21 protein-coding genes and 5 other RNA genes are annotated in these 13336 nt (G+C 68.8%); 24 read left to right on the forward strand and 2 right to left on the reverse strand.

The features are described 5' to 3' along the window. Window positions 1-1199 precede the first annotated feature (1199 nt). From AB0D08_RS00530 to AB0D08_RS00645, 24 genes are all read left to right on the forward strand, one after another. Window positions 1200-1904: a hypothetical protein gene (locus AB0D08_RS00530; protein ID WP_359885818.1), complete on the forward strand. Its 705-nt coding sequence runs from the start codon at window positions 1200-1202 to the stop codon at window positions 1902-1904. A gap of 322 nt (window positions 1905-2226) precedes the next feature. Then, window positions 2227-2292: hammerhead ribozyme type II (locus AB0D08_RS00535), an RNA gene on the forward strand. 22 nt (window positions 2293-2314) lie between these two features. Further along, window positions 2315-2917, forward strand: a complete 603-nt coding sequence (locus AB0D08_RS00540; protein ID WP_359885819.1) for a hypothetical protein — start codon at window positions 2315-2317, stop codon at window positions 2915-2917. Between the two features lie 16 nt (window positions 2918-2933). Further along, window positions 2934-2998: hammerhead ribozyme type II (locus tag AB0D08_RS00545), an RNA gene on the forward strand. A gap of 19 nt (window positions 2999-3017) precedes the next feature. Next, window positions 3018-3140 (forward strand): hypothetical protein, encoded by a 123-nt coding sequence (locus AB0D08_RS00550; RefSeq protein ID WP_359885820.1) that lies wholly within the window; start codon window positions 3018-3020, stop codon window positions 3138-3140. Next, window positions 3137-3514, forward strand: coding sequence for a hypothetical protein (locus AB0D08_RS00555; protein ID WP_359885821.1), 378 nt, complete (start codon window positions 3137-3139; stop codon window positions 3512-3514). Before AB0D08_RS00550 ends, AB0D08_RS00555 begins: the two co-directional genes overlap by 4 nt. A 30-nt stretch (window positions 3515-3544) precedes the next feature. After that, on the forward strand, window positions 3545-3790 hold the full coding sequence (locus AB0D08_RS00560; protein WP_359885822.1) for a hypothetical protein: 246 nt from the start codon (window positions 3545-3547) through the stop codon (window positions 3788-3790). Window positions 3791-3795: 5 nt separating this feature from the next. Then, window positions 3796-3859, forward strand: an RNA gene (locus AB0D08_RS00565) — hammerhead ribozyme type II. 148 nt (window positions 3860-4007) lie between these two features. After that, window positions 4008-4463 carry a hypothetical protein gene (locus tag AB0D08_RS00570; protein WP_359885823.1) on the forward strand — a complete coding sequence of 152 codons (456 nt, stop codon included), beginning with the start codon at window positions 4008-4010 and terminating at the stop codon, window positions 4461-4463. An 87-nt stretch (window positions 4464-4550) separates the two neighbouring features. Then, window positions 4551-5357, forward strand: a complete 807-nt coding sequence (locus AB0D08_RS00575) for a hypothetical protein (protein WP_359885824.1) — start codon at window positions 4551-4553, stop codon at window positions 5355-5357. 5 nt (window positions 5358-5362) lie between these two features. Continuing rightward, an RNA gene (locus AB0D08_RS00580) (hammerhead ribozyme type II) lies at window positions 5363-5424 on the forward strand. Between the two features lie 16 nt (window positions 5425-5440). Further along, a complete protein-coding gene (locus tag AB0D08_RS00585) occupies window positions 5441-6019 on the forward strand; it encodes a hypothetical protein (protein ID WP_359885825.1) in 579 nt (192 codons plus the stop codon). Between the two features lie 41 nt (window positions 6020-6060). Further along, window positions 6061-6246 carry a hypothetical protein gene (locus tag AB0D08_RS00590; RefSeq protein WP_359885826.1) on the forward strand — a complete coding sequence of 62 codons (186 nt, stop codon included), beginning with the start codon at window positions 6061-6063 and terminating at the stop codon, window positions 6244-6246. Continuing rightward, entirely contained in the window at window positions 6243-6845 is a 603-nt protein-coding gene (locus AB0D08_RS00595) for a hypothetical protein (protein ID WP_359885827.1), read from the forward strand. The genes AB0D08_RS00590 and AB0D08_RS00595 overlap by 4 nt, the downstream gene beginning before the upstream one ends. Before the next feature lies 1 nt (window position 6846). Next, window positions 6847-7095 (forward strand): hypothetical protein, encoded by a 249-nt coding sequence (locus AB0D08_RS00600; RefSeq protein ID WP_359885828.1) that lies wholly within the window; start codon window positions 6847-6849, stop codon window positions 7093-7095. A gap of 11 nt (window positions 7096-7106) precedes the next feature. Further along, an RNA gene (locus AB0D08_RS00605) (hammerhead ribozyme type II) lies at window positions 7107-7169 on the forward strand. 20 nt (window positions 7170-7189) lie between these two features. Beyond that, on the forward strand, window positions 7190-7417 hold the full coding sequence (locus AB0D08_RS00610) for a hypothetical protein (RefSeq protein WP_359885829.1): 228 nt from the start codon (window positions 7190-7192) through the stop codon (window positions 7415-7417). Beyond that, window positions 7414-7863 carry a hypothetical protein gene (locus AB0D08_RS00615; RefSeq protein ID WP_359885830.1) on the forward strand — a complete coding sequence of 150 codons (450 nt, stop codon included), beginning with the start codon at window positions 7414-7416 and terminating at the stop codon, window positions 7861-7863. Before AB0D08_RS00610 ends, AB0D08_RS00615 begins: the two co-directional genes overlap by 4 nt. 12 nt (window positions 7864-7875) lie before the next feature. Beyond that, window positions 7876-8112, forward strand: coding sequence for a hypothetical protein (locus AB0D08_RS00620; RefSeq protein WP_359885831.1), 237 nt, complete (start codon window positions 7876-7878; stop codon window positions 8110-8112). After that, the gene (locus AB0D08_RS00625) at window positions 8109-8381 is read left to right on the forward strand and encodes a hypothetical protein (protein ID WP_359885832.1); all 273 of its coding nucleotides are present in this window, start codon (window positions 8109-8111) and stop codon (window positions 8379-8381) included. The genes AB0D08_RS00620 and AB0D08_RS00625 overlap by 4 nt, the downstream gene beginning before the upstream one ends. After that, window positions 8378-8998, forward strand: a complete 621-nt coding sequence (locus AB0D08_RS00630) for a transglycosylase SLT domain-containing protein (RefSeq protein WP_359885833.1) — start codon at window positions 8378-8380, stop codon at window positions 8996-8998. Before AB0D08_RS00625 ends, AB0D08_RS00630 begins: the two co-directional genes overlap by 4 nt. A gap of 40 nt (window positions 8999-9038) precedes the next feature. Beyond that, window positions 9039-9194, forward strand: a complete 156-nt coding sequence (locus AB0D08_RS00635) for a helix-turn-helix domain-containing protein (protein WP_359885920.1) — start codon at window positions 9039-9041, stop codon at window positions 9192-9194. A gap of 217 nt (window positions 9195-9411) precedes the next feature. Continuing rightward, a complete protein-coding gene (locus tag AB0D08_RS00640) occupies window positions 9412-10476 on the forward strand; it encodes a site-specific integrase (RefSeq protein WP_359885834.1) in 1065 nt (354 codons plus the stop codon). Between the two features lie 189 nt (window positions 10477-10665). Then, complete coding sequence (locus tag AB0D08_RS00645; RefSeq protein ID WP_033821817.1) at window positions 10666-11022, forward strand: hypothetical protein; 357 nt, start codon at window positions 10666-10668, stop codon at window positions 11020-11022. Between the two features lie 53 nt (window positions 11023-11075). Here AB0D08_RS00645 and AB0D08_RS00650 read toward each other — a convergent pair whose 3' ends face one another. Continuing rightward, window positions 11076-11600 carry a hypothetical protein gene (locus AB0D08_RS00650; protein WP_051812990.1) on the reverse strand — a complete coding sequence of 175 codons (525 nt, stop codon included), beginning with the start codon at window positions 11598-11600 and terminating at the stop codon, window positions 11076-11078. A 312-nt stretch (window positions 11601-11912) separates the two neighbouring features. Next, window positions 11913-13193 (reverse strand): helix-turn-helix transcriptional regulator, encoded by a 1281-nt coding sequence (locus AB0D08_RS00655; protein WP_359885835.1) that lies wholly within the window; start codon window positions 13191-13193, stop codon window positions 11913-11915. Window positions 13194-13336 lie beyond the last annotated feature (143 nt).

Here is a 13336-nt window from a genome sequence, read left to right on the forward strand (position 1 = left end):
GGCGGTCAGCGAATCGCGTTACCGGGGGTCACCCCCCACCCCCTGCCCGACCGGCTGAGCGCGCCCGCTACCCTCCGCGCGTTGCGTCCGGTTCCCGTTGGCTTGGCGCTGTACGCCTGTCTGCGTGCCCGTTCCCGGCATGCTTGGCACCCGTGCCCAATTGGGCTCTGAGAGGGCCGGAGAGGGGCGGCTGGACCTGCTCTGACCTGCACGGTTTGACGCCATGTGCAAGTGGGACTTAACGTTCTGCCTGTCGTCGCCACGGGACACCGCAGGATCGGCAACGGGAGCGCCAAGCGCGACACCACCCATGGCCACCGGCTCACGGCAGAGTGATCCCGCAATGCAAGTTCCACTTGCACATCATGGTCAGCCCCGATAGGGTTGGACCAACGCCAATCGGCAAGCCACATAGCGCCCCTCACGAGAGGGAGCCCGGGGCAAGTCGACCGGCAAGCAAGGCCAGGCGGTGTGATAGTGTCACCGCAGCGAAAGGCCGAAGGGCCCGACGCACAAGAGCTTCGTAAGGCGCTCGCCCGGCCCCCGCAAGGGATGTCGCAGCCGCAAGGTGTGGGTGAGTACGCAAGGCACAGCTGGGCCCCGAAGTGTGACGGCCGGAGGTGGGACACCCCACTGATGATGGCAAGAGCATGTAGGACGACAGCGAACCCTTGGGGTACAGCCAACGTAAGAGCAAGGACCGGACCTTTGTCCGGACACCGCCCGTACGGCTCCTGGTGAAGCCGCGAACCGCCCCCCTGTGGGGGTAGGCGTGGCGGGAAGTGCCCGTCCGGGTGTCCGGCGGGTGCAGCGTCGGGTAACCGTGTGCGAACTCGAAGGTCAGGGCTCACCGTTCACCGAACGGCCGGGAAACCGGGCCAGACGGAACGAACGGCCGGAAGAGAGGAAGTCCGGCCGGTCGATCGGGTGATGGAGCGGTGGGCCCGGAGGTCGGAGTAATCCCGCTTCCGCTACCCACAGAGCGCCCGAGACCCAGAACTACCGGCCCGCACGGGCCGGGGGATGGCCCGTGCAGGGCAGTCTCGCAGCACCCTCCCGCCCCGGCTAGGTCGGGCGGTCACCGATCTGCCGGTGCCCGAGGTTCAACTCCTGCGGAGAGGGTCTAAGCTCCCCCGATGTGTAAGTGGGAAGCTCACTTGCAAGTCACACACCCTAACCGGATCAAGGAGGTCGAGACGATGCACGAACTCAGCATCACCAGAAGGCCCGTCTACGGGCTGGCCCAGAAGCCCGACAGCATCCAGCAGTTCACGACCCGCGACGAGCTGTACGCCGAGCTCGAATCGCTCGGCATCCCGCCGAAGGACTGGCGGGTCGGCGAGCACCAGCACGCTGGCGACCGGTACGCCTGGCGGGCCGTCGAGGTCCGCGGCGTCAAGAAGTCCGATGAAGACTTCCGCTGCAACGACTGCGTCGACTTCTGCACCTGGCAGCGCGAGACGCACGCCGGTGACGTCACCCAGCGGTGCACCTACTGCAAGGGTCCGGTGTACTTCACCCAGTCCACCGAGACCGAGGTCCGTGCGGCTGACGCCGAGACCTATCGGGCCGCGCTCGCCGCCGCCCGCCGAGACTCCGAGCGCATCGCCGACGCCACCAGCGCGCCGGACGAGATGCCCGAGAACGGCACGTACTTCCTGACCGACGACCTTCAGTCCGGCTTCGGGATCAGTCCCGACCTTGAGCTGATCGGCCTCTTCTCACTGGTGAAAGGGCGCGGTGAGTGCCTGATCACCGAGGCCCTGACTGCCGGCGCCGAGCGCCTCGACTGCTTCGACGGCTTCCTGCCGAAGCTTTACGAGCGGTTCGGCTTCCGCGAGACCGAGCGGGTCGCGAACTGGACGCCGGGTGAGCCTGACGTCGTTTTCATGGCCCTCGTCTGACGCCTGACCTGGCGAAACCGCCGGGAGGCGGTCCGCGGGAGATGGGCTGCCCCGCGCTGAATGAGCCAGCCCACAGCACCACAACCACCTACAGGGGAGGACGGGTTACCTGAGCCCGTCCGGGGCGAGCCCGCCATAGCTCGCTCGGGAATGAAAGCCGTGAGGCATCCATGATCAGCGTTCTCTCGGTCCATCTGGACGCCCGTCGCAACCGCGAGGACAGCACCGGGTTCCCCGGAATCCACAGGAGGTAGCCGCCTCCGCAGTACCAACTCACACTCCGCGTAGGCCCCCTGCGGGGAGGGGGCCACGCAACTTGCGAAGGCGAAACGCCCTGCACTCAGGGCGTCCACGGGACGGCTTCCCGTGCTGACGATGCCAGCCCGCATCTGCACACCCAGGAGAACCTCATGCTCGACGCCGGCTTCCAGGAGAACGAGATCGTGACCGCCACTGCCGCGGTGTCGCTGGTGAAGGCCCCGAACCCCGAGGAGACCACGTTCTGGAAGGGCCGCGCTGCCTCTGTCGAGGAGAAGGCCGCCTACTGGAAGGCTCGCGCCCTGGACGCCGAGGCCGCCAGGGAGGTCGCGGAGGCCGCTGCGCAGGGGGCCGAGAATGAGGTGAAGCGGCGCCTGGCGGAGATCGACAAGCTCTCCGGCTCGTGGACCACCCAGCGCAACGAGGCGAACGCCGCCCGGGAAGCCCTGGCTCGATTCAAGGCTGACCTCCGCGAAGACCTGGCAGACCTCGTCCGCGAGGAGTCGATCGAGCGCGACGTAGCCAACGAACTGCTGGAAAAGCTCAAGCTCGACCCGCTGACCGCCAAGTACACCGCGAGCTTCACCATCACCGTGACGGTCGAGGGGCTGGAGCGTCTCGACGGCAAGGAAATCGAGTTCGAGCGTGCGGCAAAGGCCATAGAGGTCACCGTCGACACCCTTCACGGGTTCCAGCACGACTGGATCAGCGTGGGGACCGTCGAGGTCGACGACCTCGAAGAGCTTGACAACTGAGTGTGCAAGTGAGAATGGGCGAAACCCCTTCGGGGGTCGGGCGGGCCTGGCGACCCGCTCCTGATGAGCCTGCCACCAAAACCGAGAGCGAGCGATCACCGTGCGCAACAGCAACACCCACGCCTCCCGCCAGGCCGCGAAGGGCAAGACCCGGCTCCGCAAGCAGCAGCGCGCCGTCAAGTACGGCCAGGGCGCCCCGGCCTCCGAGGCGGATGCCCGATGAGCACGGTGACCAGCACGCTTACCGACGAGAACGTGGCGGACATCATCGAGATTGCCGCCTACGGAGGCATCACCTACTGGGCGGAGCAGCCGACCAAGGCCGACTTCGAGTCCGCCCCGGAGGGCACCGCGGCCACCATCCGCGAGCAGGAAGACGGCAAGGTCCATTACCTGACAGCCCAGAAGATCCGCGAGGCGTACGAGGCCCTGCTCCAGGTCGACCAGCCGTACGTGAACCGGCGGATTCACGGCTACATCCTCCAATCCTGGGTTGACAGGGGTGACTTGGACGGTATTGACGCCAGCCACATCGACGCCGACGCAGCCGACGTGATCATCCAGGTCGCCGCCTTCGGCGACGTGGTCTACGGGTGAAGCACGTCCAACCGGCCCCGGGAGGGACCTATGAGCGCACGACAACTCACCGTCCGACTCGACGCGGAGATGTCCGCCGACCTTAAGACGCTGATGGAGCCAGGCATCAACCAGACCGAGGCCGTCCGACGGGCGCTCGCGACCCTGGCCGCCGCCCACCGAGGCGCATGGATGCACGGCTACGTCGCGGACGGGGCGGCCGTCCAGGTGACTGCCTTCCGTGTCATCGAGCACGGCACCGAGGTGGAGTCCGAGGGCCTCGAAGCCGCCGCGTAACCCCAAGGCGAAACCCCTGAAAGGGGGTCGGCCGGAGTGGATCTCCGGTCCTGACGAGCCCAACCGAGTGTGAAAGTGAGAAAGCCATGGCCTCCGACGGTAGGGACCTCCTGTTCCAAGTGGCCTGCGAGGAGTGCGGACAGACACCGGAGCTCCTCGACGAAGACCTGACCTGTGCCCCCTGCCGGGAGCACATCCACAAGAAGGGGACCAGCGCATGAGCGCCACCGCCAAGAACTGGATCATCGGCATCCTCGCCTTTGCCGTCGTCGGCGCCATCATCAACAAGCAGGACACCAAGGCCGCCGCGCAGCCGACCGTCGCGGTCGCAGCCCCGACTCAGCCGGCCATCCCGAGCGAGCGAGACCCGCTGGTCGTGAAGACGCCCATCGTCGGCCTCCCGACCCGGGCCTGCGACTACGAGGACGACCGCAACTGCTTCTGGGACGCCGGCCAGCGCGACCTGGGCAAGGGCTACAGCTACTGGGTCGACCGGAACGGCACCGTCACCTACCTCGACCCGCAGCTCAACGACGCCGGCGCCCGCTTGAAGTGGCAGGCCGACAAGAAGAAGGCCGGCTGGGAGCGCTACGGCGCGGTCGGCGGTCACCAGAACTGCTACGCGCTGGCCTCCGCCGTCGAGTGCTGGGACGGCTTCCGCAGCACCCTCTGATCCCCACCGCGGCGAAACCCCTCCGGGGGTCGAGCGGGCTGGCATCCCGCTCCTGATGAGCCTGCCGCAACCCGAGGAGAGATCGGCATGACCGAGCCCTACCAGTTCGCGTACCCCGCTGCCGGCGCCACGCTGTACGTCACCATTCTGGCCGCCAAGCACCGGTCGGACGGAGGCTGGCACAAGCCGGCCGACGAGCAGGTCTTCCTTCCCCGGATACGGGTGAGCACGGCCAAGAGCTCGCGGCTCGACGCCGAGCACGGCCCCGTGACGATCCGAGGCCGGAAGTACACCATCGACTCCTACATCACCTGGGAGGAGCGTCCGGGTTGGACCGACCGCGAGGGCAAGCCGGTCGTCTGGCACACCGAGTCGTCCTACCGAGGGGACTACCGGAGCGACCAGGACCGGAAGGTGGAGTACGACACCCCGACGTTCCGGGCCCTGCGGGCCATCGTCGAGGGCGACGTTCTCGCCCAGTTCGAGGCCGAGCACCCCGGGTGGCGCCGGATCAGCGAGCGCCTGGCGCTGGAGGCTGAGCGGGCGACGTGGCTCCGCAGTGCCGAGACCGCCCTCGCCGAGGTCGCGGCGGCCGAGCGGAAGGCGGCTGCGATCACGAAGCGCCTGCTGCCCTATGTCGTCCAGGAAGAGCCGGCGAAGCTCGGTGCGCGTCTCACGCCGATCGACGTTTTCAACCACCGCGCGGAGCTGATCGGCAAGCCGGCAGCGCTCGCGTACTGGGAGGACAACCTCCCGCCGCACCTGTTTGGCTTCGCCTTCAAGCCGCTGGCCGACGTCGTCCCGAGCCCGCACGGCAACGCCTTCACCCTCGTGTTCGGTGACGGCACGACCGCGGACCTGACGAGCTACGACCGCGTGGCCGTCCTCAACTGACCCAACGGCGAAACCCCTTCGGGGGTCGGGCGGGCCTGGCGACCCGCTCCTGATGAGCCTGCCACCAATCCGAGGAGACAGCAGTGACCTCCCTTGCGACCCTGAGCCGAGGCGACTACCGCGTCCGGATCATCCAGGACAGCGACCAGCGCAACCCCCGCTCCGAGTTCACCAACCTCGCCCACGCGCTCACCATCGACACCCACCTCGGCAACTACATCGAGGTCGACCCCGACGGTGGCCCGCTGGAGGCTGCCTGGAAGCGCGTCGCCTGGAACTACAAGGCCGGCGTCGACACATTCGAGCGGTACGCCCGGATCTACCACGGCGCCACCGTGATCGAGCACCGGCCGGCCAGAGGTGCGGTCAGCCTCTGGTACCTCACCGCGGCCGACATCGAGGAGCACGGGATCGAGAACCCGGAGGCCCTCATCCGGACCGAGATCAGCCAGTACCAGGCGTGGGCGGACGGCGAGGTGTACTCCCTGCTCGCCGAGAAGCTCGCCCTGCTCCAGGAGATCGGCAAGCCGGAGGCGCCCATCCGCCGGGAGTGGAACAGCTTCCACGCCGAGTCCGGTCTGTACGGCATCGAGTACGCGACCGAGGCGGCCAACGACCTCCTCGACCGTGCGCCCGAGACCTGGGCGGCGGTGAGCGGCTGATGCCGTGGGTCAAGGGGGAGTGGCGCCCCACGGTTGGGGAAGTGCTCGCCGACCTGCTCTACGACAAGTGGGGCCAGGAGTACGACGAGGCTGCCGAGGTTCTCGAAAGCCTGATCGAGGCGGTCGTTCGCGAGATTGCCGCCGACGTCCGGGCGGAGTTCCCCGACGCCGGCGAGCGGATCGCCCAGCACATCGAGAAGTACCGAGCGAAGGAGTACGAGACGTGACCACCCTGTTGATCGGGCTGAGCGGGTACTCCCGCAGCGGGAAGGACAGCGCCGCTCAGGTGCTCGTGGACGGCGGCTGGCGTCGAGACGCCTTCGCCGACCGGCTCCGGACCTTCCTCCTCAACCTCAACCCGCTGGTGCCGGCGCACTACGACACCCCGCCCTACCGCCTGTCCAACCTGGTGCACGCCCACGGATGGGACCGAGCGAAGGAGCTCTTCCCGGAGATCCGGTCCCTGCTCCAGCGGACCGGCACCGAGGCCGGCCGGGCGGTACTCGGCGAGGACATCTGGGTCGACGCCCTGTTCCGCGCCTTCCGCCCCGAGGCGGAGGCCCTGGTGATCTCCGACGTCCGGTTCCCCAACGAGGCCCGGCGCGTGAAGGCGGCCGGCGGCGTCGTGATCCGGATCAGAAGGCCCGGGGTCGGCCCGCTCAAGACCCGGGACGGCGCCGTGCACCAGAGCGAGATCGCCCTCGACGACTGGCCCTTCGACGCCGAGGTGGTCAATGACGGGAGCCTGGACGACCTCCGCGACAAGCTCCTGCGAGTCGCCCTCCTCGCAAATACCAAGTTGCACACCACTCAGGCAGGTGTGTAAGTTGAAGACCAGCGCCGAGACGGTCGGATCGGCGGAAGCCGAGACCACGTACACCACCTGCTCCTCCCTCGACGAGCTCCCGAACGGGACTGTCGTGGTGGGGCTGGACCCCTGGAAGACCATGCGAATCAAGGTCTCCGACCGTTGGATCGACCCCAAGAAGCCACTCGGCACCACCTACGACGTCGACACCTACGCCACGGCCCGGCGGTACGGCTTTCGAGCCGCGTTCCTGCCGACCGTGGTGTGAATGTGGAACTGAGCCGAAACCCCCGCGAGGGGGTCCGCGGGACCAGGCCCCCCGCGCTGACGAGGCAGCCACCCGAGCAGAGGAGACACCACCGATGAGCAGGCAGACCACCGACGTGACCCTGACCGACCGGGTGATCGAGCACCTCACCCGAGTCACGGACGGCGCGACCGACTTCGAGCTCGCCGCCGCCAACAAGGCCCTGCTGTCCAGCGTGAACGCCGTGCGGAACGGCCTGATGAACAAGGGCCTGGTCGTCGCCCGCGGAGACAGGCGCCCCTCGGGTCGGGGCGGGATGGCCACGGTCTGGGTCCTCGCTTGAGGCTCACCCCTCGCAAGGAGGAGATCGAGGTCGTCAAGGACATCCTCGAAGATCCGACCTTCGAGAACGCAGACCAGATGGCGAAGGCCCTGATCAAGGAAGTCGCCGACATGCTGGCGATGCGCGACTGGTTCGCGCTGGTGCACACCTGGACGGATGGCACGCGGGGCCTGAACTTCGCCCCGTTCGGCAACGAGGCCGAGGTCAAGGCGTTTGCGACCAAGCTCTCGATTGGCGGCACCGGCCGGCTGGTGAAGCTCTACGGGCCCGGCCCGTTCATCGCCAACATCGACGGCCGCAAGGGCTGGAAGGGCTACTGCCAGCACCCCGAGTGCGGCCACGCGCCCTTCACCCACAGCGCTGTCGGCAACAGCAAGGGCCAGTGCCACGTGCCGACTTGCCCATGCGACAAGTGGATCGCCGAACCCCCCAAGAAGCGGAAGTAGGAGGAGGCCGAAGTGACCTTCAAGACCGTGAGTTTCCGGGTCTGCGAGTGCGGAGCCGGCCGAGGATTCTCGGACACCCGACTCGCCGGCCGCGCCCTCGGCCGCGCGCAGGCCAAGCGCAACAGGCGTGCCGACAAGCACGGCTCCAGGCGCGGCTTGGAGCGCGAGAACCGCTTCTTCGAGTGCCAGTACGGCCTGTTCCACCTGACGCGGCAGAGCCGCCGCGAGCGGACGGTGGTCGGCCTGTGAGCGCGATCGAAATGGCAGACCCGGACGACATTCTGATCGTCTACGGGCGCCACCAGGCCCGGCAGTACCCGCAGTTCAAGTCCTCCCAGGTGATTCCCTTCCTGTCTCTGTACCTGCTCAAGGGCTGGCGGCCCAAGCGGGTGTTTCGAACCGGCCTCGGCGTATCGGACGCCGCCTGGCGGATGCTCGCGGAGCTGGAAGCAATGGCGTGGAAGCGCGGCACCGAGCTGTATCGGATCGAGCAGTACGACGAGGTGATGTGCAAGTGAGAGCGTGTCCCGCGGTGGTGTCCTTCGGCGCGGCGGCCCTGTCGCTGGCCCTGCTGGGCGCGGCCATCATCGACGAGGCGGCCGACGCCCCCGAGATGCCCGAACTGCGGCCGACAGTGAGCGAGACGTCCCCGACGCCGACCGCCGCCACGACCGAGAGCCCCTCGCCGATGCCGTCGCCAAGCGCCACGTCGGCCAGTCCGTCGCCGGCGCCGTCCACCGCCACCCTGGAGCCTGCTCAGACGACACGATCGGCCCCGCAGCCCGCCCGGACAGAGCGAACCTCGCGGACCGGAACGAGAGCACCCCTGACGCCCTCCGGGACGCCCCGTCAGCTCGGCCAGGCGGCCGCCCAGGCGAAGGGCTGGGGTGACGCTCAGTGGAAGTGCCTGGACGCCCTCTGGAGCCGCGAGAGCGGCTGGAACCCGCGGGCGAAGAACCCTAGCTCCACCGCTTACGGCATCGCGCAGTTCCTGGACTCGACCTGGGCCAGCACCGGCATGGCGAAGACGTCCGACCCGGCCCGGCAGATCGAGGCCGGCCTGATCTACATCAACCGCCGCTACGGCACCCCGTGCGCGGCCTGGGCCTTCTGGCAGAAGCGGAGCTGGTACTGATGTGCACCATCCCTGGAGGAATTGGTTGAGCGGAAAAATGATGGACGTTGCGGACGTTGCCGAATACCTCCAGAAGCCTGAGTCGTGGGTTTACGGAAATTGGCGAAGGCGGGAGATTCCGTTCAAGAAGATCGGAAATCAGCTCCGGTGCCGACCTGCTGACCTGGAGCGCTGGATAGACCGTCAGGCCGCGTAGGGCTACGGCTGCGGGAACCTTGCGAGGGGCTCGCAGGAGAGGGGAATTTCAATTGTCAGTCAGTAAGCGTTGCAAGTGCCCGTGTTTGTGCGCTGAAAAGTGCCGCCATAAGGACCCGGCAAAGTGCATGTGTCGCGCGAAGTGCGAGTGTGAGCGTAAGGGCTGCTCTCACGGATGGACTGCCCGTGTCCGTGACGCGAATGGTGACCCGGCGGACATGACCTTCGAAAAGAAGGGTGAGGCTCAGGCGTACGAGCGGCGCGTGCTTGAAGCCAAGTCTGCGGGCGTCGCTGTCCGGCCGAAGAACCTCCGCACGACGTTCCAGGCCTGGTCGGAGGAATGGATCAAGTCGAAGGAGCGGCGCCCGGGAACTCAGCAGTCCTACGAGATCAACCTTCGCAAGCACATCCAGCCGGTCTTCGGCGGCATGCTGCTGCACCGAATCGAGCCGACCCACGTACAGGTGTGGGTCAACGAGCTTAAGGGCAAGGGGCTCGCACCGCGGACGGTGCACCTGATCTACAAGACCTTCCGGGCCTGCGTGAACAGTGCGGTCCGCAAGCGTGTCCTGCCTCACTCGCCGTGCGTTGACATCGATCTCCCGAAGATCCAGAAGAAGCGCATAGTCCCGGCCACCCGCGAGCAGGTATGGGCCCTGTACAAGGCTATGCCTGCACACTCCCGAGCGCTGATCATGGTTGGCGTCGGCTGCGGTCTGCGGTCCGGCGAGGCCCTGGGCCTCTGCGAGGACGCCATCGACTTTGAGGCTGGCACCGTCCTGGTGTGCCGTCAGGTCATCAAGGTGGCGTCCAAGGCCGAGCTGGTTGAGTACAACAAGACGGAAACCTCGCACATGCGAGAGGTGCCCCTTCCGGCCTTCGCCCACAAAGCGCTGATGCTGCACCTCGACACACAGTCCGTGCTTCGAACCCCGGCAGGTCACGGCGTGCTCTTCCGGTCCTCTCGGGGGAACCTCTTCCGCCGGGACGCCTTCTACAAGACGTTCAAGAAGGCCCTGAAGGAAGCTGGCCTCCCGCTCGACTTCCGCTTCCACGACCTTCGGCACACCTTCGCCTCCCATGCCCTCGATCAGGGTGTTCCGGAGTCCACGGTGCAGCTCTACATGGGGCACGCCTCGACGGAGGAGCTGAAGGACACCTACCACCACCAGGTGAAGGGAGCCGCGGCGCGGGACCGCAAGGCACTCGAAGCCGTGTTCTTCGAAGAGACCGCTGCCGTGGACGTTCCCGCTACCGTGGAGGCGGACGACGAGGCCGAGTGAAGTGGCGGTCTCCCGAGGTGTGGCGATTGCGTGGCGATCTGAGCCCGTCGGAGGACGTTTTCGCAGGTCGCTGCTGGTCAAGAGACTGTGCCCGGCGTACAGGCCTGCTCGTCCGCCGCCTGACTGAAGTAAGGCCCCCTGATCTGCATCCTCAGGTCAGAGGGCCTTTTCTGCCAGGCCCTTCTCGGCATGCTCCACGTCGAACCAGACCTTGCCGGATCCCCGCCGGGGCAGACCCCGATCGGTGACCGGCGGCGCAAGCACCTCCTCCGGAAGATCATCAGCCGCACCGGCATGCCGCCGCAGGTCGCCCGCCCGCCGCTCGCGGAGAACTTCCAGCAGGTCATCACCATCGCCATGCGCCAGCACGGAGTGCCACGCATCCGTCAGATCCTGGTGGCGGGCTCGCCGCTTATCGAGGCCGGCTTGCTGGCCCCCGAGGGCCTGGCGGCTGTCGCCGCCCGCCTGGAAACCCAATCCCCGGCCACGGGGGATCACGAGGTTGTGTTTGCGCTCCTGGCCGACTCCGCGCTCACCTGTCGCTGAAAGCGCGGAGTGCCCGCATCGGACTGTCAGCTGCGGGCACTCCTGGCTTGTCGCTACAGCCTGTACCCGGTCATCAGGTCGGCCAGCTCCGGCATGGGCCGGGCTTCCCGCTGGAGGAAGTACACCTTCGCCCCGCGGCGGTCCGCGACTCGCAGCGGCTCCCAACCCTGGGCCTCCTGGTAGTACCGCGAGAGTCGTTCCTGACCGGTCCCACGCCGTACCCACGTCAGCCCCTGGCCGGCAGCCCGGTTCAGGGACCACCAGGCGATCAGGCGGCCGAGCCGGTGGGCGTTCGGCACGGTGAAGGTGGTCGCAAGGAAGAGGGACGGTTCGGCCCGTTCCTCGTCGGTGAACGCCCACTCGGGTAGGGCTTCGTTGCCGTAGTGCGAGGTGCAGCCGACGACGCCGCCGGTCTCGTGCTCCAGCACCCAGACCGGGAAGGCGGGGTTCCCGGCCTGGGAGCCGTACTCATCGGCCATGTCGGCGCACTGGCCCAGTCCTCGCGCGGACAGCCACGCGGACCGAGCCCGGACCATCTCGGCGATCGGGCCGGCGTCAGCAGCCGTTGCCTCACGCATCTGATACACCAGGGCTCTCCCTTCGGCACACCCGGTGCAGAGCCTACGGGCGCGAGCGTTCGCTCATCACTTCCGGCGCCCTCGGGGTAGTCGTGGCCGTCGACGAACGGGACACCGTCGTGGTGGGTGGCCATCGGTCCCGCGTCATGCTCGGTGCCCCTGTGTGCGGACCACTTCCTCGCACCGCGGGCCTCGCCGATCTCCTCGGACGTCCGGTCCAGGCCGCACGGCCGACGCGGTACCCAGAACCCGCTGCCGCGTTTGCAGGAGGCGAGACGGCCGGCTGCGCCGTGTGCGGTCGCAGCGGCGTGTTCAGAGGTCCAGGCCCAGGCGGCGGGCGGCTTCCGCTACCGGGCCGCCGGTGCGGCCGCGGGGTGCCGCCGCGGCCACGGTCTCCCGTGCCAGTGGGTGGCAGCGGACGGTCTGCGGTGAGATCCGGTCCGCGGCGAGCAGTTCGCGCATCGCCCCTTCGTCGTCCCCCGCCCTGGCGCGGGCGCGGGCCCGGTCGATGCCGTGGCGGGCCCGGCGTTCCCTGGGAAGCCGGCTCAGGTCGACCCCGGCGATCCGGTCCAGTGCCTCCAGGTCCTCGCCGAGTTCGAGGGCGGCGTGGACCAGGTGGATCGCGTGGTTCCCGGCCGAGAACTCGGTCTGGTGGCCGGTGTGTTCGGTGTCCGGTCCGCCGATGCGCTCCAGTGCTGCGCGGGCGTCGGCGAGGTGCCCGGCCGACTCCGGCTGGCGTCCGCGCTGGGCCTCCAGTACGGCGGCCACCAGGTGCAGGGTGCCCCAGATGCTCCAGGCGCCGGACCCGGCCCACATTCGGGACCCGGCCCGGGCGTCGGCGCCCGAGGCGGCCTCGCCGAGCAGCCCGTCCGTCCGGTCCAGGGCGTCGGCGATCAGGGCCCGGGCCTGCGGCCCGAAGCCCGCCGCCAGGCAGACCTCGGCCTGCAGCCACTGGGCGGCGAGGACGAGCAGCGGGTCCCCGGCGGCGGCCGCCGCCTCGCGGGCCTGCCCGGCTGCGAGGGCGGCCAGATCGGTGTGGCCGAGTTTCTTGGCCAGCACGGCCGCGTTGTGCCGTGCCTCGGTGAGCAGCCGGTACGCGACGTCCCGCTCGACGCCGTCCAGCAGGGCCGCGGCGCCGCCGAGTTCGGTGAGCAGCGCGGGCAGCCGGTCCCCGAGTTCGCCGTAGCGCGCGTCGCGCCGCAGCCGGTCGGTCTCGTCCACCCGCCGGCGCAGCTCGTCCACCGACGGCGGGGCCGCGGAGGCCGGGGCAAGGGGCTCGGCGTGGGGCCCGGCGTGGGGCCCGAATTGGGGCCCGTACAGGGCGTGCCGCAGGGCCGGGAGAGTCCGGTACGCGGCCAGGAGGTGGGGGTCGCCGCCCGGCCGGGGCCGGCCGAGCAGGTCGGCGAGGTCGGCGTGGAGCGCTTCGGCGAGGGCCTGGATCATGGTGTAGCGGTCGAGCCGGCGGTTGCCGAGTTCGACCGACCGCAGCCACTTGGCGCTGCGGCCGACCTGTTCGGCGAGCTGTTCCCGGGTGAGGCCGGCCGCCTCCCGGTGCGCCTTCACCCGCTGTCCGATGGTCGGCCGGGCCTCCACGGGGCACCTCCGCGGTCGTGTGGTGCCCCCATCTTCGGGCCTGCCCGCCGGCCGGCCGCGGACCGGCCGCCTGCCGCGCGGGTCGTGGGGTCGGGCGCCGTTGCCCACCCCCGTGGGGCAGCGGCGCCCGGGGCGCGGGGTCG

The organism is Kitasatospora sp. NPDC048540 (genome assembly GCF_040651175.1).
Classification (GTDB): domain Bacteria; phylum Actinomycetota; class Actinomycetes; order Streptomycetales; family Streptomycetaceae; genus Kitasatospora.

Coding starts and splice junctions, on each gene's coding strand:
- AB0D08_RS00570 (WP_359885823.1), top strand. CDS start 4,008: ATGAGCGCCACCGCCAAGAACTGGATCATCGGCATCCTCGCCTTTGCC.
- AB0D08_RS00645 (WP_033821817.1), top strand. CDS start 10,666: ATGCTCCACGTCGAACCAGACCTTGCCGGATCCCCGCCGGGGCAGACC.
- AB0D08_RS00650 (WP_051812990.1), bottom strand. CDS start 11,600: ATGCGTGAGGCAACGGCTGCTGACGCCGGCCCGATCGCCGAGATGGTC.
- AB0D08_RS00610 (WP_359885829.1), top strand. CDS start 7,190: ATGAGCAGGCAGACCACCGACGTGACCCTGACCGACCGGGTGATCGAG.
- AB0D08_RS00635 (WP_359885920.1), top strand. CDS start 9,039: ATGGACGTTGCGGACGTTGCCGAATACCTCCAGAAGCCTGAGTCGTGG.
- AB0D08_RS00555 (WP_359885821.1), top strand. CDS start 3,137: ATGAGCACGGTGACCAGCACGCTTACCGACGAGAACGTGGCGGACATC.
- AB0D08_RS00530 (WP_359885818.1), top strand. CDS start 1,200: ATGCACGAACTCAGCATCACCAGAAGGCCCGTCTACGGGCTGGCCCAG.
- AB0D08_RS00575 (WP_359885824.1), top strand. CDS start 4,551: ATGACCGAGCCCTACCAGTTCGCGTACCCCGCTGCCGGCGCCACGCTG.
- AB0D08_RS00540 (WP_359885819.1), top strand. CDS start 2,315: ATGCTCGACGCCGGCTTCCAGGAGAACGAGATCGTGACCGCCACTGCC.
- AB0D08_RS00640 (WP_359885834.1), top strand. CDS start 9,412: ATGACCTTCGAAAAGAAGGGTGAGGCTCAGGCGTACGAGCGGCGCGTG.
- AB0D08_RS00560 (WP_359885822.1), top strand. CDS start 3,545: ATGAGCGCACGACAACTCACCGTCCGACTCGACGCGGAGATGTCCGCC.